We start from the raw sequence: 24,251 nt of genomic DNA, 5'->3' as shown, positions 1-24,251 counted from the left end.
CCCCGCGGTGCCTCGGCCCGGGCGTCCGGGCCGAGGCACCGGTCAGCGCGCCTCGATCGGCTCGCCGGTGTCCTGGTCGAGGTTGAACACCCGACGGTAGGAGTCCGTCACCACGGTGATCTGGTCCCGGTCCGTCCAACTCGCCGTCACCAGCCGGGAGTCGTCCGGCCCGCCGATCTCGGCCAGTGACCAGCGGCGCGCCGACCAGCCCTGCCCGGCCTCCAGCAGCACCTGCCACCGCTCCCCGCCCCCCGGCCCGGCCGGGAACTCGCGGTGCACCACGACCAGGGTGCGCTCCGGCACGGCCGGGGCGGCCTCCCGGCTGCGGGTCTCGGCGGCCGACACCTTGTGCGCGGTCAGCACGCCGAGCAGGAACACCACCCCGGCGGTCACCGTGATCGCCCGGGTCGCCTGCCGGACGGCGGTGCGGCGATCGCCCAGCCAGGCCGCCGCGATCAGCGCGGCCAACGCCGAACCGAGCAGCAGCTCCGGCTGGTTGAGCAGGTCCGCGACCGCCATCCGCCCGCCCGAGCGGCTCTCCCACTGCCCCTCGGTGTACAGCAGCACCGCGGCCACCCCGGCCGCGGCCAGCAGCCGGGCCAGGACGCGCCTGGCACGGCGCCGTCCGGATTTCTCAGCTGTTCCGATCACTTCATCCCCCCGGTCGCGGTGTCACAGTTCGGCGAGCAGTGTCCGGCCCTCCGGCCAGTCGCCCAGCCCGGAGGCCGAGTTGAGGTGCCCGTACGCGCCCGGCTCGACGTACCGGGCGCCCCACGCCGCGGCGAAGGCCCGGGCCCGCTCCGGCCGCACCCACGGGTCGTCGGTCGAGGACACGACGACGGCCGGGAACGGGAACGGCGCCAGCGCCACCGGGCGGAAGCCGACCAGCTCCGGCACCTCGGCGGTGTCGATGTCCGCCGGGGCGACCAGCAGCGCGCCCCGCACGGCGGCGGTCCGCTCGGCGGAGGCGCCGGCCACCCAGCGGGCCGCCGTGATGCAGCCCAGGCTGTGCGCGACCAGCACCACCGGCCCGTGCGCCGCCGCCTCGGCCACCGCCGCGTCCACCCGGGCCACCCAGTCCACCGGCTCCGGGTTGTCCCAGTCGGCCTGCTCGACCCGGCGGAAGGCCGCCGGCTCGGCCGCCTCCCAGTGGGTCTGCCAGTGCTCGGGCCCCGAGTTCTGGTAGCCGGGCAGGACGAGGAAAGTGGTGCGGTCCGGCAAGGCGGTCCTCCGGGAATCGGTTCGTTCGGGCAGCACCCCGGCCGCAGCCGGGCACCAGGAGTCTAGGCCGCGCCCCACCCCACCGCCGCAGCCGGTCGGCGACCCGGCGCCCGCGGCTCACGGCCGGCGCGCGTGGGTGGCTACGCGCCGTGCCGGACCCGGTGCGCCCTGTTGCCAACGGGCCTGCCGGTACGGAAGGTTGGACCCGGCCCGGGCAGCGGCGATCACACCGCGCGGGCGCCCGCCCCGCCCTGGGGAACGATCACGGGCTCGACCACGTGGAGGAATGTCGGCGATGACAACGAAGATCCTGCTCGTCACCGGGGACGCCGCCGAATCGCTGGAGGTGTTCTACCCGTACCAGCGGCTGCGCGAGGAGGGCTACCAGGTCGACATCGCGGCCCCGAGCAAGAAGCGCCTCCAGTTCGTGGTGCACGACTTCGTCGACGGCTACGACACCTACACCGAGAAGCCCGGCTACACCTGGCCCGCCGACGTGGCCCTCGCCGACGTCGACCCGGCCGACTACGCCGCCCTCGTCATCCCCGGCGGACGCGCCCCCGAGTATCTGCGCAACGACCCGCACGTGCAGCGGATCGCCCGGCACTTCTTCGCCGCCGACAAGCCCGTCGCCCAGATCTGCCACGGCCCGCTGATCGCCGCCGCCGCCGGAGTCCTCGACGGCCGCCGCAGCTCCGCCTACCCGGCCCTGGAGCCCGACATCAAGGCCGCCGGGGGCGAATTCGTCGACGGCGAGGCCGTGGTGGACGGCGTGGTCGTCTCCGCCCGCGCCTGGCCCGACCACCCGGCCTGGCTGCGCGCCTTCATCGACATCCTCCGCGACAAGGCCCCCCTCACCTGATCCACCCCACCCCGACTCGGCGCCCCCGGCCGGCACTGTCCGAAACAGTGCGGGCCGGGGGCCGCCGTGTGTGCTGGGGGTGATCCGGAAGACCCGGTGAGTCCCACCCGGAAACCGGAGGGGACCCGGCGTGGTGGCCGGTGACGTGAGACCGGTGCCGGTACGGAGTCCAGGCGTTTCGTCGCGTTCCGTCGCCAGGTGGCGGCCGGATCACCCGGGTTCGAGGTGAACGCCCGGTTGTGGTGCTGCCGTGGCCCGGTTGTGTTTCGTTGCGGGCGTCGTGTTTCGTCGCGTCGGGGCGGGTGCGCCGGGTGCCGGCGGCCTGCGGGCTCCGCGCCTCCCGGGCGGTCCCGTGCGCGGATTCGGCGGCCTGCGTCGGGGCTCGGACGCTGCCCGGCGGGCGGGTCCGGCGAAGTCCGTCTCGTCCGCCGGGCGGGCCGCCACCGTCTCGGCGGCCGGGAGCCGCCCCGGTCCCGGTGGTGCGGTCTCCGGGCCGGCTCGGTGAGTTGGGCCCTGCGGCCGGCCGGTCGCGGCATGCCTCCTGAACGTGCATGGCGCGCAGATGAGACCTGCGCTCCCTCCCGGCGGGGGTCCTGACCTGCGAGTCTTCTTCCCAACGGCAGCCGCCGCCGAGGCGGGTCGCCGACCCGATGTCACGTCACGGAGCAGTGGGGGAAGGAGTTCCCGTGGAGAAGAGGTTCGCCCGGCGGGCGGCGGCCGCGGTGCTGGGGCTGGCGCTGACCGGCCTGGCTGTTCAGGTCAGTGCCGGTGCCGGTGCCGGTGCCGGTGCCGGGACCGTGGGCGTCGATGCGAGCGCCCGGGCCGCGGCGGCTCTGGGAGCGGCGCCCGCGCCCTCCGATCCCTCCCGGCCGTGCCCGAAGGTCCACACCACGGCCTGGGGTGACAGCATCCACGGGCACTGCCCCAGCTGATCCCCCCCGAGGCGAGCGAGGCGGGTGCGATCCCCGCCCTCGCCTGTCATGTCTGCGACACCTCACTCCTCCGTGTCGCCTCGCCCGCCCGGCCCGCGCACCAGCGGCCCCGGCGTCGCGATCCGTCATCCCGTCATCCCGTCATCTCGTCATTCCGTCATTTCGCCATCTCCGGCACCCCTCTTTCGTCGAAGGAGCACGTCTTGCGTCGTCGGATCACCGGCACGGTCCTGCTGACCGCCGCCCTCCTGGGCACCGCCACCACCGCCCACGCCGCCACCACCCAGCCCTCGGCGCCCCGCGCCGCAGCGGCCGTCGGCTTCTACGGCGGCAAGTACGCCAACTACCGCGACTGCACCGCCGCCGGATCCCTGGCCATCGGCCTGGGTCTGTACAACGGCTACGTCTGCGACCCCGTCCCGGGCAGCAAGGCCTACTGGCTCTACTACCGCTGACCGGCCGCCGCCCGTACCACCCGGGCACCTTCCCCAGGGCATCCGCCCCCATCGCCACGAAAGGACAACGCTTCCCCATGACCGAGAACACCGCCCCCACCCGGCGCGCCCGCGCCGGTGCCCGGCTCGCCGGCACCGCCGTCACCGCCGTCCTGATCGGGGCCGCCGCGCTCACCGCCGCCCCCGCCGCCCAGGCCGCCGCCCCCACCGCCCAGCCGCCGCGGGAGCTGTCCGCCCGCTCCACCCAGGTCAGCCTCGCCAACACCACCGACCTCAACCTGCAGCTCCTCAACACCTCGCTCTCCGGCGGCTGCTGGGACAACAACAACCTCCCCCCGGGCAACATCCCCTACGGCCACACCTCGTCCTGGGGCAGCCACTCCTGCGGCTTCGCCACGGGTACCCAGGGCCAGGCCAAGTTCAAGGGCGTGAACGCCAACGGCACCGAGGTCGTCGACGTCAGCGTCGGCTGGAACAACCCGTACTGGGGCAGCAACACCAACACCTGCACCACCTCCAACGCGGACTACGCGTGCGCCACGTCCGGCGGCAGGGGCAACAACGCCGCCGTCACCTTCACCCTCACCTCCACCAAGCGCGCCCGGGCCGCCACGCCCGCCGGCGACGTCGCGCCCGCCGGTGACGTCGCGCCCGCCGGTGACGTCGCGCCCGTCTCCCGGGCGGCCCGCAGCACCCGGGTCACCCTGGTCAACAACAGCGGCTACAGCCTCGGGCGCACCGGTGCGGGACTCGACCACGGCATCTGGTCGGGCAGCCAGCTGCCCCCCTCGCTGATCAACCCCTCGGACAAGGTGTCCTGGGCGAGCGAGTCGGGCGGCTTCCTGACCGGCACCCAGGGCTACGTGAACTACTTCATGGCCGGCTACGGCCCGCTCACCATCACCTGGGACAACCCCTACAGCGGGTCCAACAGCTACAGCTGCACGGCCCCGAGCGGTCACAAGTGCTACCGCTCCGGCGGCGGCGGAAACAACGCCGCGGTCACCTTCACCGTCTACTAACGGCCAGCCCGACCGCCCGACCGCCCGTCCCGTGTCCCGGCGGACACCGCGGCCCGGCCGCCCACGCGGCCGCGGTGCCGCGGTGCCGCCGGGCCGCGCCCGCACCCCGCCCGTACCCCGTCCCCACCATCGACAAGGAACAGCACATGACCCGCCGCCGCCTCACACCCCTGATCACCCTGGCCACCGCCGTCAGCCTCCTCGTGCCCGCGGCCTCCGCCGCCGCGGCCGCCCCCGCCGCACCGGCCGCCCCGGCGGTCCAGCCCGTCGAGCACGTCATCACCAACACCATCACCTGGCGCCTGTCCGACGGCGCCGGCGGCTATGCCGCGTACCGGACCATGCTCAACCAGCTGCGCGCGGCAGCCACCCAGGACCGGATCGGCAACCACCCCAGCCTGCCCATGACCTACTCCGCCAACAACGACGGCGTCATCGCGCTCAACATCTCGGGCGGGAACGCACGGCTGACCCTGTACTTCACCCGCTCCAACCTCTACCTGCGCGGGTTCGGTGTGACCAACTCCAACCAGGTGTTCCAGTTCGGCGACAGCGACTACGACCTGAACCAGCAGATCGACGCGACCGCGATCACCAACCTCAACTTCAGCGGCGACTACGTGGGAGACCGCTCGCTCCAGAACACCGCGCGCACCAACCGTGCGGGACTCCAGTACGGCATCGGTCAGTTCACCACGGACATCGCGGAGCTGTCCCGCTACGCCCCGGGCGGGGACAACGCGCAGGCCGCAACGTCGCTGCTGCGGCTGATCGGCGCCACCTCCGAGGCGGCCAGGCAGACCCCCCTCGCCGACACCATCGCGACCGCGATCAGGAACAGGACGCAAAGCACTCTCACCGGCAGCGAGCTCAGCTACGAGAACATGTGGAACGCGCTCTCCACCTACTTCTCGGCCCTCGTCGCCGGGCAGCACCCCGCCCCCGTGACCTTCAACAACGGCCAGCAGATCATCACCGTCAACGGTGCCAACATGGTCGCCGCCGTCTTCGCCCTGCTGCTGCGCCCCGGCGCCGGCGGCACCCACGGGTGAACCTGAACGGGTGAGGTCGGCACCCTGCCGCCCCTGCCCCCGATGGCCCATGCGGGCGCGGGGGCGGGCCCGCCCGCCCGGGGGGGGCGGCCCCCCCGCCCGGGGGGGGCCCCCCCCCCCCCCCCCCCGGCGCCGGGCCCCCCCCCCCGCGCCCGCCCCCGGCGCCCCCCCCCCCCCCCCCCCCCGGGGGCCCCGGGGGGGGGGGGGGCGGCCCCGGCGGGGGGGGGGGGCCCCCCCCCGCGGCCATGGGGGAGCCCCACCGCCGCCCGCACGGTCGACGTGCCCCCGCTCCGGCGCCGGCCGCGGGCCGGGGCCGCACCCCTCCCGGACGGCGCCGTGACGCCGCCCCTACGCTGGCCGGCGACAGGTACGGCACACCGTCAGCAGGAGGACGAGACCATGGCAGAACCGCTGATCGCCGGCGTCGGGGGCCTGGTGCCCAGCGTCGACCCGAGCGCCTTCGTCGCACCGAACGCCGTGGTGGTCGGCGACGTGACCATCGGCGCCGGGGCGAGCGTCTGGTACGGCGCGGTGCTGCGCGCCGACGCGGGGCCGATCACGGTCGGCGCGGGCAGCAACATCCAGGACAACTGCAGCCTGCACGCCGACCCGGGCTTCCCGCTGGTGGTCGGCGAGCGGATCACGGTCGGCCACAACGCGGTGCTGCACGGCTGCACGGTCGAGGACGACGTGCTGGTCGGGATGAGCGCCACCGTGCTCAACGGCGCACGGATCGGCACCGGTTCGCTGATCGCGGCCGGCGCCGTCGTCCCGCAGGGCACGGTCGTGCCGCCCGGTTCGCTGGTCGCCGGCGTCCCGGCCAAGGTCCGCCGTGAGCTGACCGAGGAGGAGAAGGCCGGCATCAAGGCCAACGGTGAGGGCTACCTGCTGCTCGCCGAGGCCCACCGGGCGGCGTTCTAGAGCGACGGCGCCAGGACGGCCGGCTCGGCCTCCCGCACCGCGGGTACGGCGGGCCGGCGCCGGTCGGCCGCCCAGGCGAGTACCGCGATCAGTGCGCCCGAGGCGGCCAGGCCCGCGCCCACCAGCGTCGGGGCCGTCCAGCCGAGCCCGGCGTCCAGCGCCAGCCCGCCGAAGTACGCCCCCTGCGCGTTCGCCAGGTTGAACGCGCCCTGCACGGTGGCCGAGGCCAGCGTCGGCGCGCTGCGCGCCTTCCGCATCACCAGCGTCTGCACGGCCGGGACGATCGCGAAGCCGAACAGCCCGATCAGCACCACCGTGACGGCCGCCGACCAGCGGGCGTGGGCGGTCACCGCGAACAGCGCGAGGGTGGCGGAGAGCAGCACGAAGGACACACAGACGGTCGGGCGCAACGCCCGGTCGGCGGCGAACCCGCCGAGCACGTTGCCGATCGTCATGCCGACCCCGAAGAGCGCCAGCACCACGGTCACCGAGGCGGTGGCGTAGCCGGAGACCTCGGTGAGCAGTGGCGCGATGTAGCTGTAGCAGGCGAACATGCCGCCGCAGCCGAAGACCACGGTGGCCAGTGCCAGCCACAGCTGCCCGCTGCGGAAGGTCCGCAGCTCGTGGCGGAGCCCGGTGTGGCCGGGGGAGGGCAGTGCCGGCACCAGCCGGGCGATGGCGAGCGTCCCGGCGGCGGCGATCAGCACCACCACGAGCATGGTGGCCCGCCAGCCCAGGTACTGGCCGAGCAGGGTGGCGGCCGGGACGCCGACGATGTTGGCGACGGTCAGCCCGGAGAACATCACGGCCACCGCCCGGGCCCGCCGGTCGGGCGTCACCAGTTCGGCCGCGGCCACCGCGCCGGCCCCGAAGAAGGCGCCGTGCGGAAGCCCGGTGACCAGCCGCGCGGCCGCCAGCGTCCAGAAGTCGGGGGCGAGCGCGCACAGCAGGTTCCCGGTGGCGAACAGGCCGGCCAGTGCCACCAGCACCGCCTTGCGCGGCCGCCCGGCGGCCAGCGCGGTGAGCAGCGGCGCGCCGAGCACCACCCCCAGCGCGTAGGCGGAGATCAGCCAGCCGGCCTGCGGGATCGAGACGTGCAGGCTGTCGGCGACCTGGGGGAGCAGCCCCATGGCGGCGAATTCGGTGGTGCCGATGGCGAATGCGGTGACGGCCAGCGCGACCAGCGCGAGAGGCAAGGCGGTGCTCCGGGGTGCTGCCCGCGCCGGGGGCGCGCGTCAGGGCGCGCGGGGCGGGTGGGAATTGGTTCGACCGGCATCCTAATCCGCCCGGATGACGCCCTTGTGAAACGGATGTCACGGGAGGGGGTCGCCTGCGCGGCGTCCGCGCGCGAGACTGGGGTCATGTGCCGCAACATCAAGACACTGCGACCGCCCGTCACGCCGGACGCCGACGAGGAGGACTTCCACGCCGCCGCGCTGCAGTACGTGCGGAAGGTCTCCGGTTTCCGCGCTCCGGCGGCGCACAACCGGGAGGCCTTCGACCGGGCCGTGGCGGCGGTCACCGAGGCCACCGCCCGGCTGCTCGGCGAGCTGGAGGTGCGCGGCTCGCACACCGGGGCGACGGTCGGGCCGGTCGTCGCCGAGCCGGTCGTGGTGGAGGTCGCGGCCCGCTAGGCGCGCGAGCCCGCTGGATGCGGGAGGCCGGGAGCCGGGGGACCGAGGAAGCAGGGACCAGGAGGCCAGTGATGGGACCAGTCGACCGCTACGCGCTCACCTTCCCCGGCACCCCCGGCACCCAGGCCCCGCAGGACGTGGTCGTGGTGGTGCGCACCAGCGCGAACGGCCCGGGCGGCCACCCCGTCTACGAGGACGAGAGCGGCATCGTCCGGGCCGAGATCAGCGACGCGGGCGAGGTGCGGATGCTGGCCAGCGGCGGCCACCAGAGCCCGCACCTGCCGGTCCACGCGCACCCGCTGCCCTGAGGGCCGGGGGCGCCCCGAGCCGAGGGACGCCCCCGGGGCCGATGCGGACCGCTCAGCCGGCCGGCGGCGCCGGTGCGGTGGCGCCCCCGCCGGCCTTGACGCCGTTCACCATCGCCTGGTGGATCGCCCGCGCGGTGGTCTCGTCGGCGGCCGGCACCGGGCTGCCGGCCACGGTGTACCAGTCCAGGGCGCCGGTGTACTGGACGGTGAGCCGGGTCTCGCCGTCCACCCAGGTGGTGTGCACGGTGAGGTCGCCCGAGATGGGTCCGACCTCGGCGGTGGTCACTCCGCCGGGGCCGCTGATGATCGATTGGGTGGTCCAGGTCGCCCACGAGGTGCGCGGGTCCGCCGGGGGCCGGGCCTGCCGGCCGCTCTGGTCGTGTTCGGTCATTCGCCAGTCCTTCCTCGCCGGTGCGCCCCGGCCAGGGCGGCGGCACCCGCGGTCGCGGCGACCGCCCGGTCGGGCCCGGGCGGTCGTGGTCTCGGCGAACCTCAGCCGTTTCGGCCGGGTTCCTCCAGCATGTCCTCGCCCTCGGCCTGGGAGGTGTCCTGTGCGTGCAGGTTCTGCATCGAGGTGATGCCCTCCTCCGGGTCGGCGGCGCGGACGTCCTCGTCGCGGTCGGTGCTCGGCTCGAACCGTCCGCTCATGTCGGTCATCGCGGGCTCCGTCTCCTCGGCCGGTCCCGTGGGCGCCCGAACGCGGGCACGGCGGGGCCGGTTCCTCTGTGCCCCTCAAGCCTGCCTCCGCCCCGCCGCCCCGGCCAGCCGGGTGCGGTGTGCCCGGGCCGGTCACCACGCGACGGGCAGTGACGGCATGCCGTGGATCAGCGTGTCGGCACGGAACTCCAGCTCCTCGGCGGGCACGGCGAGCCGCAGCCCGGGCAGCCGCCGGAACAGCGCGGCGAGCGCGATCTGCAGCTCGGCCCGGGCCAGCGGCTGGCCCAGGCACTGGTGCACGCCGAAGCCGAAGGCCAGGTGCCGGCGGGCGTCGCGGCCGAGGTCGACCTCGTCGAGCGGCCTCCGGTCGGGGCCGCCGAAGACCGCCGCGTCCCGGTTGGCCGTGGAGAGCAGCGCGAGCACGCCCTCGCCGGCCCGGATCACGGTGCCGGCCAGCTCGACGTCCTCCAGTGCCACCCGGGGCAGCCCGCTGTGCACGATGGTGAGGTGGCGCAGCAGTTCCTCGACGGCCCCGGGCAGCGCGGCCGGGTCGGCGAGCCGGGCGATCTGCTCGGGCCGGCCGAGCAGCAGCGCGGTGGACAGGGCGATCATGTTCGCGGTGGTCTCGTGCCCGGCGATCAGCAGCAGGAGGCCGGTCCGGGCGGCCTGGCGCGGGGTGAGGTCGTCCCGGGCGGCGAGCCGGCTGAGGATGTCGTCCTCCGGCTGCTCCCGCTTGTGGGCGGCCAGGTCGCCCAGGTAGTCCAGCAGTTCCTGCTGCGCGGCGGCGACGTCCGGTACCGCGCTGTGGCTGCTGAGGAGCGTGCGGCTGAGCCGCTGGAAGTGCTCGCGGTCCTCGTACGGGACGCCGAGCAGCAGGCAGATCACCAGGGAGGGGACGGGCAGTGCGAACTCGGCGAACAGGTCGGCCGAGTCGCGGCCTTCGGTCATCCGGTCGAGGGCGGTGTCGACGATCTGCTGGATGCCCGGGCGCAGTGCCTCGATCCGCTTGACCAGGAAGTCGCCGGCGACCATGCGGCGCAGCCGGGCGTGCTCGGGGTCGTCGAGGCGCAGGAAGGTCGGGTTGGCGGCGAGGATCTCGCGCCGCCCGGGCAGCAGCAGCGGGAGCGCCGGGTGGCGGATGTCGGCGCTGAAGCGGTGGTCGGACAGGACGGCGCGGACCTCGGCGTAGCCGGTGACCAGCCAGCAGGTGTCGCCGCCGGGCAGTTCGGCGCGGGTGAGGGGGCCGGTCGCGGCCGCCTCCAGGTAGGCGGGGGGCGGGTCGAAGGGGCAGCGGGCGGAGTGCGGGGACGGCATCGGGACGGCCGGGCGGGCGGGTGCGGGGGTGGTGGTCACGGTGGGGCCTCCTTGGTCGGCGGGGTCCTCGGAGTGGGTGGTCGGTGGAACGGGGGACGGATGGTGCGGGCCGGGGGACGGGAGTTGCGGGCGCGGGGCGGACGGTTGCTCAGGCGTTGCCCGGGGAGTGCTCAGGTTCTGCCCAGGTGGTGGTCACGCGGTGCTCGCGCAGCGCTCACGCGGTGCTCACCCGTGCGGTGTCCTCGTCCTCGACGACACTGATGGCGCCACCCGGGCACAGGTCGGCCGCCAGCCTCAGTCCGGCGAACTGATCGGACCGGAAGGTGGATTGACGCAGCATCACCAGTCCGTCGCGGTCGTCCTGGTCGAAGATCTCGGGGGAGTTGGTGACGCACATGCCGGAGCTGCAGCACAGCTCCCGGTCGACCTTGACCTGCACGGGTGGGTTCCTCTCGACAGTGCGGCGCCGACAGCCCGGCGGCCGCGTCTCGTTGTCATTACCAACTTTGTAGCCAACCTCGGCGCCGATATTCCGTCCCCGGACGGCGTGTTGGCGGGATCGTCGAGAATGGCCGATTCGTCCCGGTCCGAAGTGGACGGGCGGGCCGGGGATTTGACTTGACGCCACTGCGCCGGGTGGCGGCTCACAGCCCCTCGGCGGCCGCGATCTCCCGGACGGTGGCCACGGTGTCCGCCTCGGCCGCGCCCTTGTCCGGCCGGTAGCGCACCACCCGGGCGAAGCGCAGCGCCAGCCCGGCCGGGTAGCGCGGGCTGCGCTGGACACCGTCGAAGGCGATCTCCACCACCAGCTCCGGCCGTACCCGCACCGTCCAGTCGTCGCGGCCCGTCTCGCGGGCCAGCAGCTCCGCCGTCTGCCAGGCCAGCGTCTCGTCGGTCAGCCCCTTGAAGGTCTTGCCCAGCATCACCCACGGGCCGAGCCCCGGCTCGCCCGCCGCCCGCGCTCCCAGGTGCAGATTGCTCAGGAACCCGCGCCGCCGCCCGCTGCCCCACTCGGCGGCCAGCACCACCAGGTCCAGCGTGTGCCGCGGCTTCACCTTGATCCAGCCCGCGCCGCGCCGCCCCGCCGCGTACCCGGCCGACTGGTCCTTCACCAGCACGCCCTCGTGGCCGAGCGCCAGCGCCTCCCGGAAGAACGCCGACGCCCGCTCGCGGTCCCCCGTCTCGGTGCGCCCCACCCGCAGGCCCGGCGGCACGGCCTCCGCCAGTGCGGCCCAGCGCTCCCGGCCCGGACGGTCCACCAGGTCCGCGCCGTCCCGGTGCAGCAGGTCGAAGAAGCGGACGCTGAGCGGGACTTCGGCCCGCAGCCGGTCCGGGTCCCGGCGGGAGGCGGCGCGCGCCGCGGTCTCCTGGAACGGGCGCGGCCGCCCGTCCGGGCCGAGCGCGATCGCCTCGCCGTCCAGCACCGCCGACCGCAACGGCAGGGCCGACGCCGCCTCCGCCACCTCCGGGACCCGCCCGGTGACGTCCTCCAGGCCGCGGGTGAACACCGCCACCTCGCCGCCGTCCCGGTGCACTTGCACCCGGACACCGTCCAGCTTCCACTCCAGCGCGGCCGGGCCCGTCCGTTCCAACGCCGAACCCACGTCGGGTGCGGAAGCCGCCAACATCGGCCGCACCGGACGGCCCACCTCCAACCGGAACGCCGCCAGCGCCGATTCCCCGCCCGCCAGCGCCGCCCGGGCCACCGCGCGCGCCGACCCCCGGAACATCAACGCCCGCCGCACCGCCGCCACCGGCACCCCGGCCGCCTGCGCCACCGCCTCCCCGACCAGCGCGTCCAGCGCCCCCTGCCGCAGATCCCCCACCAGCACCGCCCGCAGGAACTCCTGCTCCACCGCCGTCGCCCGCGCGAACAGGCCCACCAGCAACCGCCGCCGCTCCGCCCGCGCCCCCGCGCCGTGCACCCCGGTGATCCGCTCCAGCTCCCGCTCCACCTCCCGCACCCCGAGCGACGCCTCCGCCGCCGGCCCCGGCAGGTCCCGCAACCCCGCCGGCCCCACCCCGGTCCGCAACCGCTGAGCCTCCCCGGACAGCAGCGCCACCGCCGCCGGCCCCTCCTCCGGCCCCAACTCCCGCAGGCACTGCGCCAGCAGCGCGGTCTTCGCCCGCCGGCCCGACTCACCGGCGACCGCCCGCGACACCAGCGCCACCCGCCGCAACCCGCTCGGGCCGCTCAGCTCCATCCCACCAGCATCGACGACCACCCCCGCCCCCGCACCGCGAGCCCGAGCCGGGCGCGCCCCGCGGCCGGCCGCCCGGTGGGTCGACGTCATGGTCCACATGCTCACCGAGACCGGCCGGCACGCGGGACACGCCGACATCCTGCGCGAACAGGTCGACGGCTCGACCGGGACGACGGCCCTGCGCGCGGTTGCGCGGCACGACGCGGCCCTCCGGGAGGCCCGGCGCGCGAGGATCGAGCGAGCCGCCGAAGCGGCCGTCAGGCGGGCCGGACGGTGACGGTGCAGAGGCGCTTGGTGGCCCGGGTCAGGGCCACGTACAAGTCCCGGTCCCCACCCGGTCGGGCCGCGATGATCTCGTCGGGGTCCACGACGACGACCCCGTCGAACTCCAGGCCGCGTGCTTCGGACGCCGGCACGACGCGCGCGTGCTCGGCGACTCCCCGGGCCGTCAGCTCGCCCACCCTGCTGTCCGCGCAGACCACGCCCAGCAGCTCGCCCGGGTGCGCGGCGGCCTGGGCGCGGAGCTCCCGGAGGACGGCGGTCACCGACCCGTCCGCGGGTGTGGTCACGGTGCGCGGGCTCGCGCCGCTGCGCAGTGACCGGGTGGGTTTCTGGTCCGGCGCGATCCGCGCGAGCAGGCCCCGGACGCTCTCCAGGATCTCCTGCGTGGTGCGGTAGCTGACGGTCAGGTCGTGCAGCTTGAACCGCGGCCCGACGTGGGGGCTCAGGGCTTCCTGCCAGCCGCGCGCCGTCGCGACCGGGCCCGCCTGGGCGAAGTCGCCCACCAGCGTCATCGCCCGCGCCGGGCAGCGGCGGACGATCATCCGCCACTGCATGGCGGTCAGTTCCTGCGCCTCGTCGACGACGACGTGCCCGTACGTCCGCTCCGGAGGGCCGTCGAGCAGGCTCGCCGCCTCGTCCAGCAGCGGCACATCGGCATCGGTCCACGGTTCCGCCGGGCCGCGCAGCAGGAGGGACCGCTCCGGCGCGGTCAGGCCGGGCAGGTGCTCGGCCAGGGCGTCGGCGTCCGTCAGGAGCGCCCGCACGAGGTCGCCGGGTACCAGCCGCGGCCACAGCACCTCGACCGCCCGGTCGACGCCGGCGTCGTCGAGGAGGTCGGCCCGGATGGCGTCCAGGTCCAGTTCGTGGGCCGGGCCCGGGTCGGCCGCGCCCTCGGCACGGCGCCGGGCGGTTCCGGTGAACCGGTCGAGGTCGATGCCCGTCATCAGCTCGGCATCGGCGTCGATCTGCTCCAGGAGGTCGCCCATGTCCCGTTGCATCGCGTCGGTGACGGCGTCGACCAGGAGCTCCTTGAACACCCGGCGCGCGGGGTTGTGCCCCGGTACGGCCGCCAGCGCGGCGTCGCGTGCCGTGGCGACCTCCGCGCCGGAGAGGTGGACCAGGTCCCGTCCGACCCGCACGGTGAAGTCGCCGGCCGGGGCCTGGTGACCGCGCAGCAGGCCGGCCAGGGCGTCGGCGAGGTCGGAGCCGCCCTTGAGGCGCGCCGTGTCGAACGGGTCCACCGCCTCCGGGGACACCCCGGCCAGGTCCCGGCAGGTCGCCAGGACGACGTCGTTCTCGCCGAGTGAGGGAAGGACCTGGGAGATGTAGTCGAGGAACCGGGCGTTCGGGCCCAGCACCAGGACGCCTTCCTCCGCGGCGCGCGGGAACGCGTACAGGACGTAGGCCGCCCGGTGCAGGGCGACCACCGTCTTGCCGGTGCCGGGCCCGCCCTGCACCACGGTCACCCCGCGGTGGGCGGAGCGGACGATCTCGTCCTGCTCGGCCTGCAGCGTCGCGACGGCCGCGTGCATCCTGCCCGTGCGCCGCGCCGACAGGGCCTCGGTCAACGGGCCGTCCCCCACGACGTCGTCGTCGGTCGGGGCGGTCCCGTCCAGCAGTTCGTCGCTCACCGAGACGACCGTGCGCTCCTCGACGCGCAGGTGCCGGCGCCGCCGCAGACCCATCGGGTGGACGGGCGTCGCCTCGTAGAAGGGCCGCGCCGCTTTCGCGCGCCAATCCACGAGCAGGGGAAGGTCGTCCTCCTCCGTCTGCAGTCCGATCCGCCCGATGCGCAGGGCCGTACCGTCCGTCCAGTCGATGCGTCCGAAGACCAGCCCATTTTCGGCGCCCTCCAGTCGACCGATTTCCTTGGCCAGCCGCTCGGCGGCGATTTCCCGCTCGTATGCCTCACCGGCGCTTTCCGCCGGGGCCCTCAGCAAATCCGCTCGCTGTACCCGTGCTTCGGAAAGCCGCTCGGCGAGTACCTCGTACAGGGAGGACACATAATCCCGCTCCGAGTCAACCGCGCGCGCAGCGAGATCGTTCACGTTGTGCAACAGGGGCTCCTTCGATTCGCACCACACCCTACGGTCCGCTTTCCCGAAAGGTAAGTCTTGACTTACTTGCCGGCGCCATGTCCCTGTGAATGAATCCGGGACGGCCGGGCGATGGGTGTTTTCCCGCATTCCGCCGATCCGCATATCGGCAATTTGCGTCATCGATTCCGGTATGCCTCAGGAGAGTCCGGCCTCGGTTGCCGGCGAGGCTGTGCCGCGCCCGGAAACGGGCGGTCGAGGTTCAGCGGGCCGCTGCCCGGCCGGGCGAGCGGCCTCGCGCTCCCCGGGCTGCCGGACGGGTGGCGGGGCGCCACCTCGGTCGGTCGGAGCCGTTCTCCCAGGAGGCGGCCCGATGGGGCGGCCGGAGGTGCTGGCCGGAGGTGCAGGCCGGAGGTGCAGGCAGGAGGTGCTGGCGGGAGGTGGCGGACATTCGTTCGGAGTTTTTGTTATCGCCCTCCGGCCCACGGGTCTCCTGGGTGTCGGCACCCGATCGGCCGGCCCGGACAGAAAGCGTGACCAGGTGAACAGCGACGACAGGACGACCATCCTCCCGGCGAGCGGCAGCGGTGCCGACAGCGGCTCCGGCGGCCGGGCCGCGCGCCGTGCGGCCCAGCGGCACGCGGGCCGGGGGCGGCGGTCGCGGCGGCGTGGCGCGCTGACGCCCGTGACGGCGGCGGTCGCGGCGGTCGCGGGTACGGGTCTGCTGGCGGCGCTGGCCGGGGCCGGGTACGCGGCGTACGGGGGGAAGCAGACGGACCGGGACATCGCCGGGCAGTCGGTGGCCGCGGACAGCCTGATATCCGCCGAGCTCGGCACGCACGACGGCATCCAGGTGCCCGGCGCCGGGGGAGTGACGCGGGCGGTGCCGGCGGCGGGCAGCCCGACCGGGACCCCGACCGCGACGGACACCCCGACCGCCACGGCGACGCCGTCCCCCACGGCCACCGCCACCGCGACGCCCACCGCGACCGCGACCGCCACCGCCACGGCCTCCGCCAAGGCCGCCCCGACCGCCGCCAGGGCCGCCGCGACCGGCACCCCGGGCGCGGCCCAGCGCACGGCCGGCGGTGCCGCCGCCGGCACGGGCGGGAGTTCGGGCGGGGGCTCGGGCAGCGCGGGCGGAGGCCCGGCGTCGGGCTACGCCCAGCAGGTGGTGGACCTGGTGAACGTCGAGCGGTCGAAGGCGGGCTGCGGGCCGGTCACCGCCGACTCGCGGCTGGCCAGCGCGTCCCAGTCGCACAGCGACGACATGGCCGACCGGAACTACTTCGACCACGCCAGCCCCGAGGGCTACCACGCCGACCACCGGATCGAGGCGACCGGCTACCGCTGGAGCACCTGGGGCGAGAACATCGCCCGGGGCCAGAAGGACCCGGCCGCCGTGATGGACGCCTGGATGAACAGCCCCGGCCACCGCGCGAACATCCTGAACTGCGCGTTCAAGCAGCTCGGGGTGGGCGTGCGGACCGGCGCGGACGGCCCGTGGTGGACGCAGGTGTTCGCCACGCCGTCCTGAGCGGGCGCCGATCCGCCGGTCCGAGGCACCGGTCCGAGGTGCCGGTCCGAGGTGCCGGTCCGACCGGCCCATCCGAGCCGATTTTCCGATTCGGTCCACATTGTTGTTATCTGATCACTCTCCACGGGTCTCCCAGGAGGCAGCGGCGGACGGATAGACGGCAAGACGGAGTGCGGACCATGAACGCTGACGTGCACGGCAGGGACTTGCGGAGCGAGACCGGGACCACCCTGGTCCGCGAGGCCCAGGGCGGCGACCGGCAGGCCCAGGAGGCGCTGGTCGCCACCTGGCTGCCGCTCGTCTACAACGTGGCGGGCCGTGCCCTCGACGGCCACGCCGACGTCGACGACGTCGCCCAGGAGACCATGATCCGCGCCCTGGACGGCCTGGACGGGCTGCGCGACCCGGGGTCGTTCCGGTCCTGGCTGATCGCGATCACCATGAACCAGATCCGCCGCCGGCACGCCGCCGGCCAGCAGCAGCCCACGGTCGGGGGCCTCGACGAGTCCTGGGAACTCGCCGACCCCCGGGGCGACTTCACCGACCTGACCATCCTGCGCCTGGGTCTGTCCGGTCAGCGGCGGGAGGTCGCCGAGGCCACCCGGTGGCTCGACCCGGACGACCGCGAACTGCTCTCCCTGTGGTGGATGGAGGCCTCCGGCGAACTCACCCGCACCGAACTCGCCGAGGCCCTCGACCTGACCCCGCAGCACACCGCCGTCCGCGTGCAGCGGATGAAGAAGCAACTGGAGGCCGGGCGGATCGTGGTCCGGGCGCTGAGCGCCTACCCTCGCTGCCCGGAACTCGCCGAGGTCACCGCCGGGTTCGACGGCACCCCGAACTCGGTGTGGCGCAAGCGGATCGCCCGCCACATCCGCGGCTGCGCCGACTGCGACGGTCTGGGCCGCGACCTCTTCCCGGCCGAGGGGCTGCTGGCCGGACTCGCCCTGGTGCCGATCCCGCTGAACCCGCCGAGTCTGCTGCAGCTCCAGCAGACCGCGGCGGCCGCCGCCGCAACGCCTGGCGCGCCCACCGCGCCGCCCGCGCCTGCCCCGGGCGGCACCGGAACCGGCAGTGGCACCGGTAGCGGCAGCGGCGCGGGGAACACGGGCGGCGCGACCGGAGGCCACGGCGGCCACGGCGGCTGGACGGGCACCGCGGCCCGGAAGGCCGTGCTGGCCGGCAGCGCCGCGGCCGTCCTGGCCGTCACCACCCTCGCGCTGGTCTGGCCGCGGCACGAGCAGCACGAGGAACCGCCGAGGAGCGCGCCGCCCGCGCCGACCGCCCCGGACACCGCCCCGACCACCCTCGCCGTTCCGGTCTCCACCGCACCCGCCCCGGTCGTGACCCCGACACCGGAACCCACGCCCACTCCCACGGCCACGCCGACCCCCACGCCGACCGTTTCGACGGTCAGCGCCCGGCCGAGCACCCCACCGGCACCCAGTCCGGAGCGCCAGTTGGTCGACCTGGTCAACGCCGAGCGCGCGAAGGCCGGTTGCGCCCCGCTGCGGATCGACCCCCGGCTGCACTCCGCCGCCCAGAAGCACACCGACGACATGGTGGCCCGGGGCTTCTTCGACCACGTCAACCCCGATGGCGCCCGGGCCGACGCCCGGATCACCGCCGCCGGCTACCGCTGGTCCCAGTGGGGCGAGAACCTCGACCGGGGCCCGAGCGCCCCCGCCGTCGTCTTCTCCCACTGGATGGACGGCGGCATCCACCAGAGCAACATGCTCGACTGTGGCTTCAAGGACGTCGGCGTCGGCGTCGCGACCACCCCGTCCGGCACCTACTGGACCCAGGACCTCGGCGCCCCGCAGTCCTGAGCGGTGCCACAAGCCACCCGCCGGCCGCCACCCGCCGGCCGCGTCCCCGACCTCACGGGTCGGAACACCTAGGCAGGGGTGACCCCGACCAGCCCGTCCGCCGAGCCGGTGACGTAGCCGGTGGCGTGGCCGACCACCCCGCCGGCGTCCCCGACCTGCCCGGGCACCACGTCGGGGGCGCTGGACAGCGGCCCGGGCAGGCCCTCCTGGCCCCCGACCGCACTGGCGTGCGCGGAGGGGGCGGTCAGGGAGGCCAGGACGCCGACGGCGAGCGAGGCGACGGCGAGCATGCTGCGCTTCTTCATGGCCGGTCCAACGAGCGCTCCGCCACCCGGGTTACGGAGTGCCGCCGAATCCGACGCGAATCAGCGCGCGGGGACGCCGCGTCAGGCCCGGTAGAACGTCCGCCCACCGGGGCCGGGGGAGACCGACCAGACCTCGGCTATCAGCCCGCCGGACAGCCGCAGGATGTCCGTGCCGCTCAGCGCCGTCGTCCCGCCCTCGCCGTCCGGGACGCTCGCCAGGTACGGCCTGGCGACCAGCCCGGACACCGCCGGGGCGTCGGCGCCGGCGTCCACCGCGACGTCCACCACCGGGACGCCGTCGACCTCGAACCGGATTCCCGGCCGCGCCGCGCGCCACTGCCCGATCAGCTCCGCCAACTGCGCGGGCGTACGCACCTCGTCGAAGGCGTCCGACCCCGGCTGCGCGTACCGCAGCGTGAACTCGGGCGCCATGATCTCCTCGGCGAGACCCAACGCGCCGTTCCACAGCGCCGTCCACCGGTCGTACACCTCGACGCCGGCCGTCCGAGGCCCGCCTTCCGCGAGCAGTTCGACACCCATGACAGAACCCCCGTTCGTGCGACGACCGTTCCTCGATCGTGCTCGGGACGCTAGCAGCACCCCCTGACAATCGAGCCCGGCGCCGTCCGCCGCCACCCGCCGACCGACCGCCCGCCGACCGCCCGCCCGCTACGGGCTCCGGATCGAGTCGATGACCTGCTGCACCTGGGCGAGCGTCCGGTCGGACGGATCCCGGAGGCAGGCCGTCAGGTCGATGCGCATCAGCCCCCCGTTGGCGGCGACCTGGCGGTGGCCGAGGAGTTCGCGGTTGCCGCCCCGGGCGCCGCACTCCTTGCCGGGCACGACGGCGGCCAGGACGGCCGGCGAGGCGGTGCCGCCCGTGCTGCTGTCCGGCGGGACACCGAGGCGCAGTGTGACCACGACACCGTCGATCGGGAGCGGCCCGGTCGGCAGGCAGGAGAGGTCCGCGGCCTTGCAGCCGGTGTTCGGGTCGAAGGGCAGGTTGGCCAGGTGCGCGGCGCCGTCCCGGGGGTTGGTGGCGAAGGTCCGGGCATACCAGTCCGGCGGGAGGTTCCCCACGAGGCCGTACAGGGGGAACCGGATCGGCGAGGCCTCCGGCGCGGGGGGCGAGACGGTGGCGGCCGGCGTGCGCGCGGCCGGCCCCTGACCGGCGGCCGAGTCGGGCCCGGGCGCCGGCGCGAGGGCGGGCGCGGCGGCCAGCACCGCCGCGAGCAGGCCGCTGCCCAGCCCGCCCGCGAGTCCGGCCCGCCGTCGTCGGGCCCGCGTCCGGTCGGCCCGTGCGAGCACCCGCTGCACCCGGTCGTCCGGCGTCGCCAGCGGGGGGACGGCCCGCTGCAGCAGGCCGCGCAGCTCCCGTTCCTCCCACGGTTGTTCAGGCGTATCACCGGCTTCCGGCAGGTGTACGAAGTCAGACGGGTTCACGACGCCCCCCGGTGAGCAGCAGCTCGCGGTCCGGCAGCCGTCCGCGCAGGGCGGCGAGCGCGCGGTGCGTCTGGCTCTTGACGGTGCCGGTCGAGCAGCGCAGCACGTCGGCGGTCTCCTCGACGCTCAGGTCCTCGAAGAACCGCAGCACCACGACGGCCCGTTGGCGCGGCGGCAGCGCCCGGACGGCCTCGGCGACGACCTGGCCGAGCACCACCCCCTCGTACGGGTCGGGGTCCGTCGGCGGCTCCGGCAGGTCGCCGTGCGGCAGTTCCCCGGTCCAGCGGCGGCGCCACCAGGAGACGTGCGAGGTGACGATCACCTTGCGCAGGTACGCCTCGGGCCGGTCGAGGGCGAGCCGCCCCCAGCGCGGCCATAGCTTGGCGAGGGCGGTCTGCAGCAGGTCCTCCGCCTGGTGCTGGTCGCCGGTCAGCAGCCAGGCCACGCGCAGCATCTTCGGGCCGCAAGCGGCGACGAACTCGGTGAAGTCCGGTGTCGCGTCGCTCATCCCGCCGTTCCTGCCATGGTGTCCGTGCCGTTCCTGTCAGCCGTGGCGGCCGGGTGGGCCGCGTCGTCGGTGAAGCTCTCACAGCTGGTGAACGCGGTGGGGGGCGGTCCGGGTTGCCTGCCCGGGCGGGGAATCCGCGCGGGCGCTGGACGGCCCGCGCGCCGGCCGGGACTCGGCCGGGCGGCGGGCGGGCCGTGGGCACCACGATGGCCGCCCGGACGGGGCCCGGCCAGGCGTGCGGACGGGCGCCCGGAAGCGGAGCGGCGCGCCGGGGCGTACGGCGCCGGCCGCGGCGGCGCCGTCAGAGCGTCCCGGACCCCTGCGCCGTCCCGGACCTGGTCCCAGCGGACCCCTGTGCCTCACCGGACCCGGCCCGGGCGTCGGCGGGCCCCGCGCCCACCGGCGCGACCGGCCAGTCCGGGTGCCCCGGCATCGGTGGGGTGCGCCGCCCGTACAGCCAGTCGTCGAGGAAGCCGTCCAGGTCCTGCCCCGACACCTCGGAGGCGGTGCGCTCGTAGTCCCGGGTGGTGGCGACGCCGTGGCGGTGCTCGCGCAGGAAGGTGCGCTCGATCCGGTCGAAGGTCTCGGCGCCGACCTTCTCGCGCAGCGCGTACAGCACCAGCGCGCCGCCGAGGTAGCGCTGGTCGCCGAAGAGGTCGGCGGCGGTGGGGGCGGCGACCGGTCCGGAGTCGTGGCGCCACTGGTCGCCCTGGCCGTAGACCTCGCGCATCCGGTCGGCGAGCGTGGTGTGGCCGGAGGTGTCGGGCCAGCCGCGCTCGTAGCGGTACATCAGACCGTAGAAGTCGGCGTGGCCCTCGTTGAGCCAGAGGTCGGCCCAGGTGGCGGGGGAGACGCTGTCGCCGAACCAGGAGTGGACCAGTTCGTGCATCATGTGCGAGCCGATGGCGGGCTCGGGCTGGCGCAGGAAGCCGGGCTTGTAGAGGGTGAGGGTCTGGGTCTCCAGGCCGGTGAAGCGGAACGCGGCCGGGTCGTCGGTGTCGGCGGGCAGGATGCCGTAGGTCTCGAACGGGAACGGTCCGAGGCGCTGTTCGGCCCAGGCGAGCTGGTCGGGGGTGAGGGCGAGCGCGGGTTCGAGCTCGGCGGCGCGCGCGGTCGGGACGACGTCGCGCAGCGGCAGGCCGTGCGGGCCGGTGCGCTCGCGGACGGTGTACCGGCCGACCGAGACCTGCAGCAGTTCGGTGGCCAGCGGTTCGCGGGAGGCGTACCGGCGGGTGGTGCGGCCGTCGTCGTGGTGCTCGGTGGCCGTCAACTCGCCGGTGGCGACGCCCAGCAGGTCGTCGGGCGCGGTGACGGCGACGGTGAAGCGGGCCTTCTGGCTGGGGTGGTCGTTGCAGGGGAAGACGGTGTGCGCGACGTCCGGCTGGCCGGCGACCGCGAAGCCGTCCGGGGTCGGCACCCAGGCGGTGTGCGGGAGCGCGGCGCGCGGATCGGCGGTGTACTCGACGCTCAGCCGGGCGGTGCTGCCGCGCTGCAGCGGTCGCTCCGGGGTGACGACCAGCTTCTCGTCACGGGTGCTGAACCGGGCCGGCCGCCCGTCCACGCGCACCGATCGGACGTCCAACCCGAGCGCGTCTAGCCGCAGTTCGGCGAGGGTGCGGGTGAGCCGGGCGGTGACGGTGGCGTCGGCGCGCACGGTACGGCTGTCGGCGCGGTAGTCGAAGGCCAGCTCGTAGGCGAGCGCCTGGTAGCCGGGGTTGCCGAGGGCGGGGAAGACGGGGTCGCCCAGGCCGTCCGCGGCGGTGGCCACCGGGGTGCCGGCGGACAGCAGGGCCGCGCCGAGCACGAGCGACAGGGCGAGGGCGGCACGGGGGCGGGGCAAGGCGATCACCGCATTCCGGGAGTCGTCGGCAGTCGGACGATAGCGGACCGGCGGGCCGGGCCGGGCGGAGTTCCCGACGGTCCGTCGACGACACGTGGCGGCTCCCCCGGACGGCCCAGCGTGCTGGCGGAGCGGCCGGGGCCCGCCTAGTCTCGGAAGTGCTTCGTCCCCTGACGGACGGGGCCACGGCCGCCGGAGCTCCTGGCCAGATCCGGCGGCCGTACTCGTGCGCCCGGCCGTCGCCCGGCCGTGCTCGTGCGCCCTGCCGGGCCCGGCGCCGGACGCCCCCGCGTAGGCTGGCGGCCGAGACGACGCCCCGTACGGATGCCAGGAGCCCGCCCGTGACCAGCCCCGAATCGCCCGTTCTGGTGATCGGCGAGTGCGTCGCCGACATCGTCCGCACCGACGGCGCCCCGGACCGGGTGCATCCCGGCGGCAGCCCGGCGAACGTCGCCTACGGCCTGGCCCGCCTCGGCCGCCCCGCCACGCTGCTCACCGAGCTCGGCCCGGACGCCCACGGGCGGCTGATCCGCGCGCACCTGGAGTCGGCCGGGGTGGTGGTCCGGGCGGCCGAGGCGGCGCGGACGGCCTCGGCCGTGGTGCGGCTGGACGGCCTCGGGCGGGCCGAGTACACCTTCGACATCGGCTGGACGCTCCCGCCGACCGGGCTGATCGAGCCGACCGAGCCCGCCGAGGCGCCCGCCGCGATCCACCTGGGCTCGATCGGCGCGGTCGCCGAGCCGGGCGCGGCGGCGGTGCTCGCGCTGGTGGAACGCTGGCGCGGCCGGGCGCCGGTCAGCTACGACCCCAACGTGCGCCCCGCGCTGATGGGTGAGCGGGCCGAGGCCGTCCGGCGGGTGGAGCGGTGCGTGGCGCTGAGCGATGTGGTCAAGGCGAGCGACGAGGACCTGGCCTGGCTGTACCCGGGCGAGCGGCCGGAGGCGGTCGCCGAGCGGTGGCTCGGCCTCGGGCCGGCCGTGGTCGCGGTCACCCTGGGTGCCGAGGGCGCCTTCGCGCTGACCGCCGAGGGCGGGTACGTCCGGGCGGCCGCCGTGCCGGTGCCGGTGGCCGACACGGTCGGCGCCGGGGACTCCTTCACGGCCGCGTTCCTGGACGCCCGAGCCGCCGGGGTCGAGCTCCCCGGCTGCCTGACCCGCGCTGTGACGGCCGCCGCCCTCACCGTCTCCCGCCCCGGCGCCAACCCGCCCTCGGCCGCCGAGCTCGCGGCGGCCCTGGCCGGCTAGCCGACTACTCGGGCGCGGGCGCCCGGTGGCCCTCGGCGCTGTCCGGCGTCGGGGCAACGCCCCTACCGGGCAGGGCAGGTGAGCTCCTTGCCGTACCAGACCTCGGCGTACGGGCCGTCGCTGTAGGCGGGGATCTCGCGGTAGCCGGTACGGGTGTAGAGGGCGCGGGCCTCGACCAGGTCGAGGCGGGTGTCGAGGACGATCCGGCGGGCGCCGAGGTCCAGGGCGGCCCGGTCGACGGCGGCCATCAGGCGGCTGCCGCCGCCGGTGCCGCGGACGTCCGGGCGGACGAAGACGCGGGTCAGCTCGGCGGTGCCGTCCTCGCTCAGGCGCAGGCCGGCGCAGGAGTGCGGGGTGCCGTCGTAGCGGCCGATCAGGAAGACGCCGGTCGGTGGCGCGAGGTCCGTGCTGCCGGAGCCGGCGAGCCCGGTCTCCAGCTCCTCGGTGGTGCACTCGCGGTCGAAGTGGAGGCGGTAGTAGCGGTTGGCCACGTCGTAGTAGTACTCGCGCAGGAGCTGCAGGGCCTCGGGGGAGTTCACGTCGGCCGGGGTGACGGTCCAGAGGTCGGGGCGGCGGGGCGCGGTGTTCGTCATGCGCGCATGATCCGGTTCGGCGCGGTCCGGGCGCAATCGGGTTTCGCACACC

The 24,251-nt window shown here is 75.3% G+C and carries 27 protein-coding genes; 12 read left to right on the top strand and 15 right to left on the bottom strand.

The genetic code is table 11. From position 1 onward, the window contains the following. Positions 1–42: 42 nt before the first annotated feature. Complete coding sequence (locus ACPC54_RS24735; protein ID WP_498967749.1) at positions 43–651, bottom strand: hypothetical protein; 609 nt, start codon at positions 649–651, stop codon at positions 43–45. Positions 652–672: 21 nt separating this feature from the next. Then, complete coding sequence (locus tag ACPC54_RS24730; RefSeq protein WP_498967747.1) at positions 673–1,221, bottom strand: RBBP9/YdeN family alpha/beta hydrolase; 549 nt, start codon at positions 1,219–1,221, stop codon at positions 673–675. Positions 1,222–1,516: 295 nt separating this feature from the next. On the opposite strand from ACPC54_RS24730, the gene ACPC54_RS24725 reads away from it, so the two are divergent. The 6 genes from ACPC54_RS24725 to ACPC54_RS24700 all read left to right on the top strand — a co-directional run bounded on the left by ACPC54_RS24725 (position 1,517) and on the right by ACPC54_RS24700 (position 6,465). Next, positions 1,517–2,083 (top strand): DJ-1/PfpI family protein, encoded by a 567-nt coding sequence (locus ACPC54_RS24725; protein WP_498967745.1) that lies wholly within the window; start codon positions 1,517–1,519, stop codon positions 2,081–2,083. Between the two features lie 686 nt (positions 2,084–2,769). After that, a complete protein-coding gene (locus tag ACPC54_RS24720; protein WP_498967743.1) occupies positions 2,770–3,015 on the top strand; it encodes a hypothetical protein in 246 nt (81 codons plus the stop codon). A 203-nt stretch (positions 3,016–3,218) separates the two neighbouring features. Beyond that, positions 3,219–3,470 (top strand): hypothetical protein, encoded by a 252-nt coding sequence (locus ACPC54_RS24715; RefSeq protein WP_498967742.1) that lies wholly within the window; start codon positions 3,219–3,221, stop codon positions 3,468–3,470. Positions 3,471–3,547: 77 nt separating this feature from the next. Then, positions 3,548–4,492: a Crystal protein ET79 gene (locus ACPC54_RS24710; protein WP_498967740.1), complete on the top strand. Its 945-nt coding sequence runs from the start codon at positions 3,548–3,550 to the stop codon at positions 4,490–4,492. Between the two features lie 146 nt (positions 4,493–4,638). Then, entirely contained in the window at positions 4,639–5,544 is a 906-nt protein-coding gene (locus ACPC54_RS24705; protein WP_498967739.1) for a ribosome-inactivating family protein, read from the top strand. Positions 5,545–5,943: 399 nt separating this feature from the next. Next, on the top strand, positions 5,944–6,465 hold the full coding sequence (locus ACPC54_RS24700) for a gamma carbonic anhydrase family protein (RefSeq protein WP_498967738.1): 522 nt from the start codon (positions 5,944–5,946) through the stop codon (positions 6,463–6,465). Here ACPC54_RS24700 and ACPC54_RS24695 read toward each other — a convergent pair. Then, on the bottom strand, positions 6,462–7,661 hold the full coding sequence (locus tag ACPC54_RS24695; RefSeq protein WP_498967737.1) for an MFS transporter: 1,200 nt from the start codon (positions 7,659–7,661) through the stop codon (positions 6,462–6,464). The genes ACPC54_RS24700 and ACPC54_RS24695 overlap by 4 nt on opposite strands. A gap of 165 nt (positions 7,662–7,826) precedes the next feature. On the opposite strand from ACPC54_RS24695, the gene ACPC54_RS24690 reads away from it, so the two are divergent. Together ACPC54_RS24690 and ACPC54_RS24685 are read left to right on the top strand one after the other, a co-directional pair. Further along, complete coding sequence (locus tag ACPC54_RS24690; RefSeq protein WP_498967736.1) at positions 7,827–8,099, top strand: DUF2277 domain-containing protein; 273 nt, start codon at positions 7,827–7,829, stop codon at positions 8,097–8,099. Positions 8,100–8,170: 71 nt separating this feature from the next. Then, entirely contained in the window at positions 8,171–8,407 is a 237-nt protein-coding gene (locus tag ACPC54_RS24685) for a DUF6296 family protein (protein ID WP_498967735.1), read from the top strand. 52 nt (positions 8,408–8,459) lie between these two features. On the opposite strand, the gene ACPC54_RS24680 is transcribed toward ACPC54_RS24685, so the two are convergent. The 5 genes from ACPC54_RS24680 to ACPC54_RS24660 all read right to left on the bottom strand — a co-directional run bounded on the left by ACPC54_RS24680 (position 8,460) and on the right by ACPC54_RS24660 (position 12,582). Continuing rightward, positions 8,460–8,798: a hypothetical protein gene (locus ACPC54_RS24680; RefSeq protein ID WP_498967734.1), complete on the bottom strand. Its 339-nt coding sequence runs from the start codon at positions 8,796–8,798 to the stop codon at positions 8,460–8,462. Positions 8,799–8,899: 101 nt separating this feature from the next. After that, a complete protein-coding gene (locus ACPC54_RS24675; protein WP_369185071.1) occupies positions 8,900–9,064 on the bottom strand; it encodes a hypothetical protein in 165 nt (54 codons plus the stop codon). Positions 9,065–9,196: 132 nt separating this feature from the next. Then, complete coding sequence (locus tag ACPC54_RS24670; RefSeq protein WP_498967733.1) at positions 9,197–10,417, bottom strand: cytochrome P450; 1,221 nt, start codon at positions 10,415–10,417, stop codon at positions 9,197–9,199. Between the two features lie 175 nt (positions 10,418–10,592). Beyond that, on the bottom strand, positions 10,593–10,817 hold the full coding sequence (locus tag ACPC54_RS24665) for a ferredoxin (RefSeq protein ID WP_498967732.1): 225 nt from the start codon (positions 10,815–10,817) through the stop codon (positions 10,593–10,595). Between the two features lie 205 nt (positions 10,818–11,022). Beyond that, positions 11,023–12,582 (bottom strand): ATP-dependent DNA ligase, encoded by a 1,560-nt coding sequence (locus ACPC54_RS24660; protein WP_498967731.1) that lies wholly within the window; start codon positions 12,580–12,582, stop codon positions 11,023–11,025. On the opposite strand from ACPC54_RS24660, the gene ACPC54_RS24655 reads away from it, so the two are divergent. After that, positions 12,581–12,859: a mycothiol transferase gene (locus ACPC54_RS24655; RefSeq protein ID WP_498967798.1), complete on the top strand. Its 279-nt coding sequence runs from the start codon at positions 12,581–12,583 to the stop codon at positions 12,857–12,859. The genes ACPC54_RS24660 and ACPC54_RS24655 overlap by 2 nt on opposite strands. On the opposite strand, the gene ACPC54_RS24650 is transcribed toward ACPC54_RS24655, so the two are convergent. Then, entirely contained in the window at positions 12,840–14,921 is a 2,082-nt protein-coding gene (locus ACPC54_RS24650) for a HelD family protein (RefSeq protein WP_498967729.1), read from the bottom strand. The two genes, ACPC54_RS24655 and ACPC54_RS24650, sit on opposite strands and share 20 nt — an antisense overlap. 520 nt (positions 14,922–15,441) lie before the next feature. Between ACPC54_RS24650 and ACPC54_RS24645 the strand changes: the two genes are divergently transcribed. Both ACPC54_RS24645 and ACPC54_RS24640 read left to right on the top strand, forming a co-directional pair. Beyond that, a complete protein-coding gene (locus tag ACPC54_RS24645) occupies positions 15,442–16,437 on the top strand; it encodes a CAP domain-containing protein (protein ID WP_498967728.1) in 996 nt (331 codons plus the stop codon). A gap of 179 nt (positions 16,438–16,616) precedes the next feature. Further along, positions 16,617–18,266 carry a sigma-70 family RNA polymerase sigma factor gene (locus ACPC54_RS24640; protein WP_498967726.1) on the top strand — a complete coding sequence of 550 codons (1,650 nt, stop codon included), beginning with the start codon at positions 16,617–16,619 and terminating at the stop codon, positions 18,264–18,266. A 68-nt stretch (positions 18,267–18,334) separates the two neighbouring features. On the opposite strand, the gene ACPC54_RS24635 is transcribed toward ACPC54_RS24640, so the two are convergent. The 5 genes from ACPC54_RS24635 to ACPC54_RS24615 all read right to left on the bottom strand — a co-directional run bounded on the left by ACPC54_RS24635 (position 18,335) and on the right by ACPC54_RS24615 (position 22,362). Then, positions 18,335–18,571, bottom strand: coding sequence for a hypothetical protein (locus tag ACPC54_RS24635; RefSeq protein WP_498967725.1), 237 nt, complete (start codon positions 18,569–18,571; stop codon positions 18,335–18,337). A gap of 81 nt (positions 18,572–18,652) precedes the next feature. Then, positions 18,653–19,111 (bottom strand): nuclear transport factor 2 family protein, encoded by a 459-nt coding sequence (locus ACPC54_RS24630; protein ID WP_498967723.1) that lies wholly within the window; start codon positions 19,109–19,111, stop codon positions 18,653–18,655. 129 nt (positions 19,112–19,240) lie between these two features. Further along, positions 19,241–20,014, bottom strand: coding sequence for a hypothetical protein (locus tag ACPC54_RS24625; protein WP_498967722.1), 774 nt, complete (start codon positions 20,012–20,014; stop codon positions 19,241–19,243). Then, entirely contained in the window at positions 20,001–20,522 is a 522-nt protein-coding gene (locus ACPC54_RS24620; protein WP_498967720.1) for a SigE family RNA polymerase sigma factor, read from the bottom strand. Before ACPC54_RS24620 ends, ACPC54_RS24625 begins: the two co-directional genes overlap by 14 nt. Before the next feature lie 301 nt (positions 20,523–20,823). Further along, entirely contained in the window at positions 20,824–22,362 is a 1,539-nt protein-coding gene (locus ACPC54_RS24615; protein WP_498967718.1) for a M1 family metallopeptidase, read from the bottom strand. Positions 22,363–22,703: 341 nt separating this feature from the next. On the opposite strand from ACPC54_RS24615, the gene ACPC54_RS24610 reads away from it, so the two are divergent. After that, positions 22,704–23,606 (top strand): carbohydrate kinase family protein, encoded by a 903-nt coding sequence (locus ACPC54_RS24610; RefSeq protein WP_498967716.1) that lies wholly within the window; start codon positions 22,704–22,706, stop codon positions 23,604–23,606. A gap of 62 nt (positions 23,607–23,668) precedes the next feature. Here ACPC54_RS24610 and ACPC54_RS24605 read toward each other — a convergent pair whose 3' ends face one another. Then, on the bottom strand, positions 23,669–24,199 hold the full coding sequence (locus tag ACPC54_RS24605) for a GNAT family N-acetyltransferase (protein ID WP_498967714.1): 531 nt from the start codon (positions 24,197–24,199) through the stop codon (positions 23,669–23,671). Positions 24,200–24,251 lie beyond the last annotated feature (52 nt).

Source organism: Kitasatospora sp. NPDC094028, from assembly GCF_049543595.1.
Taxonomy (GTDB): domain Bacteria; phylum Actinomycetota; class Actinomycetes; order Streptomycetales; family Streptomycetaceae; genus Kitasatospora.
Note: the sequence above shows the minus strand (reverse complement) of the source record. Positions and strands in the feature narration are given on the sequence as shown.

Bases quoted from the DNA above. Each gene is read 5' to 3' on its own strand.
- ACPC54_RS24675 (WP_369185071.1), bottom strand. From the start codon at position 9,064: ATGACCGACATGAGCGGACGGTTCGAGCCGAGCACCGACCGCGACGAG.
- ACPC54_RS24640 (WP_498967726.1), top strand. From the start codon at position 16,617: ATGAACGCTGACGTGCACGGCAGGGACTTGCGGAGCGAGACCGGGACC.
- ACPC54_RS24605 (WP_498967714.1), bottom strand. From the start codon at position 24,199: ATGACGAACACCGCGCCCCGCCGCCCCGACCTCTGGACCGTCACCCCG.
- ACPC54_RS24635 (WP_498967725.1), bottom strand. From the start codon at position 18,571: ATGAAGAAGCGCAGCATGCTCGCCGTCGCCTCGCTCGCCGTCGGCGTC.
- ACPC54_RS24630 (WP_498967723.1), bottom strand. From the start codon at position 19,111: ATGGGTGTCGAACTGCTCGCGGAAGGCGGGCCTCGGACGGCCGGCGTC.
- ACPC54_RS24685 (WP_498967735.1), top strand. From the start codon at position 8,171: ATGGGACCAGTCGACCGCTACGCGCTCACCTTCCCCGGCACCCCCGGC.
- ACPC54_RS24725 (WP_498967745.1), top strand. From the start codon at position 1,517: ATGACAACGAAGATCCTGCTCGTCACCGGGGACGCCGCCGAATCGCTG.
- ACPC54_RS24660 (WP_498967731.1), bottom strand. From the start codon at position 12,582: ATGGAGCTGAGCGGCCCGAGCGGGTTGCGGCGGGTGGCGCTGGTGTCG.
- ACPC54_RS24705 (WP_498967739.1), top strand. From the start codon at position 4,639: ATGACCCGCCGCCGCCTCACACCCCTGATCACCCTGGCCACCGCCGTC.
- ACPC54_RS24620 (WP_498967720.1), bottom strand. From the start codon at position 20,522: ATGAGCGACGCGACACCGGACTTCACCGAGTTCGTCGCCGCTTGCGGC.
- ACPC54_RS24710 (WP_498967740.1), top strand. From the start codon at position 3,548: ATGACCGAGAACACCGCCCCCACCCGGCGCGCCCGCGCCGGTGCCCGG.
- ACPC54_RS24690 (WP_498967736.1), top strand. From the start codon at position 7,827: ATGTGCCGCAACATCAAGACACTGCGACCGCCCGTCACGCCGGACGCC.
- ACPC54_RS24680 (WP_498967734.1), bottom strand. From the start codon at position 8,798: ATGACCGAACACGACCAGAGCGGCCGGCAGGCCCGGCCCCCGGCGGAC.
- ACPC54_RS24700 (WP_498967738.1), top strand. From the start codon at position 5,944: ATGGCAGAACCGCTGATCGCCGGCGTCGGGGGCCTGGTGCCCAGCGTC.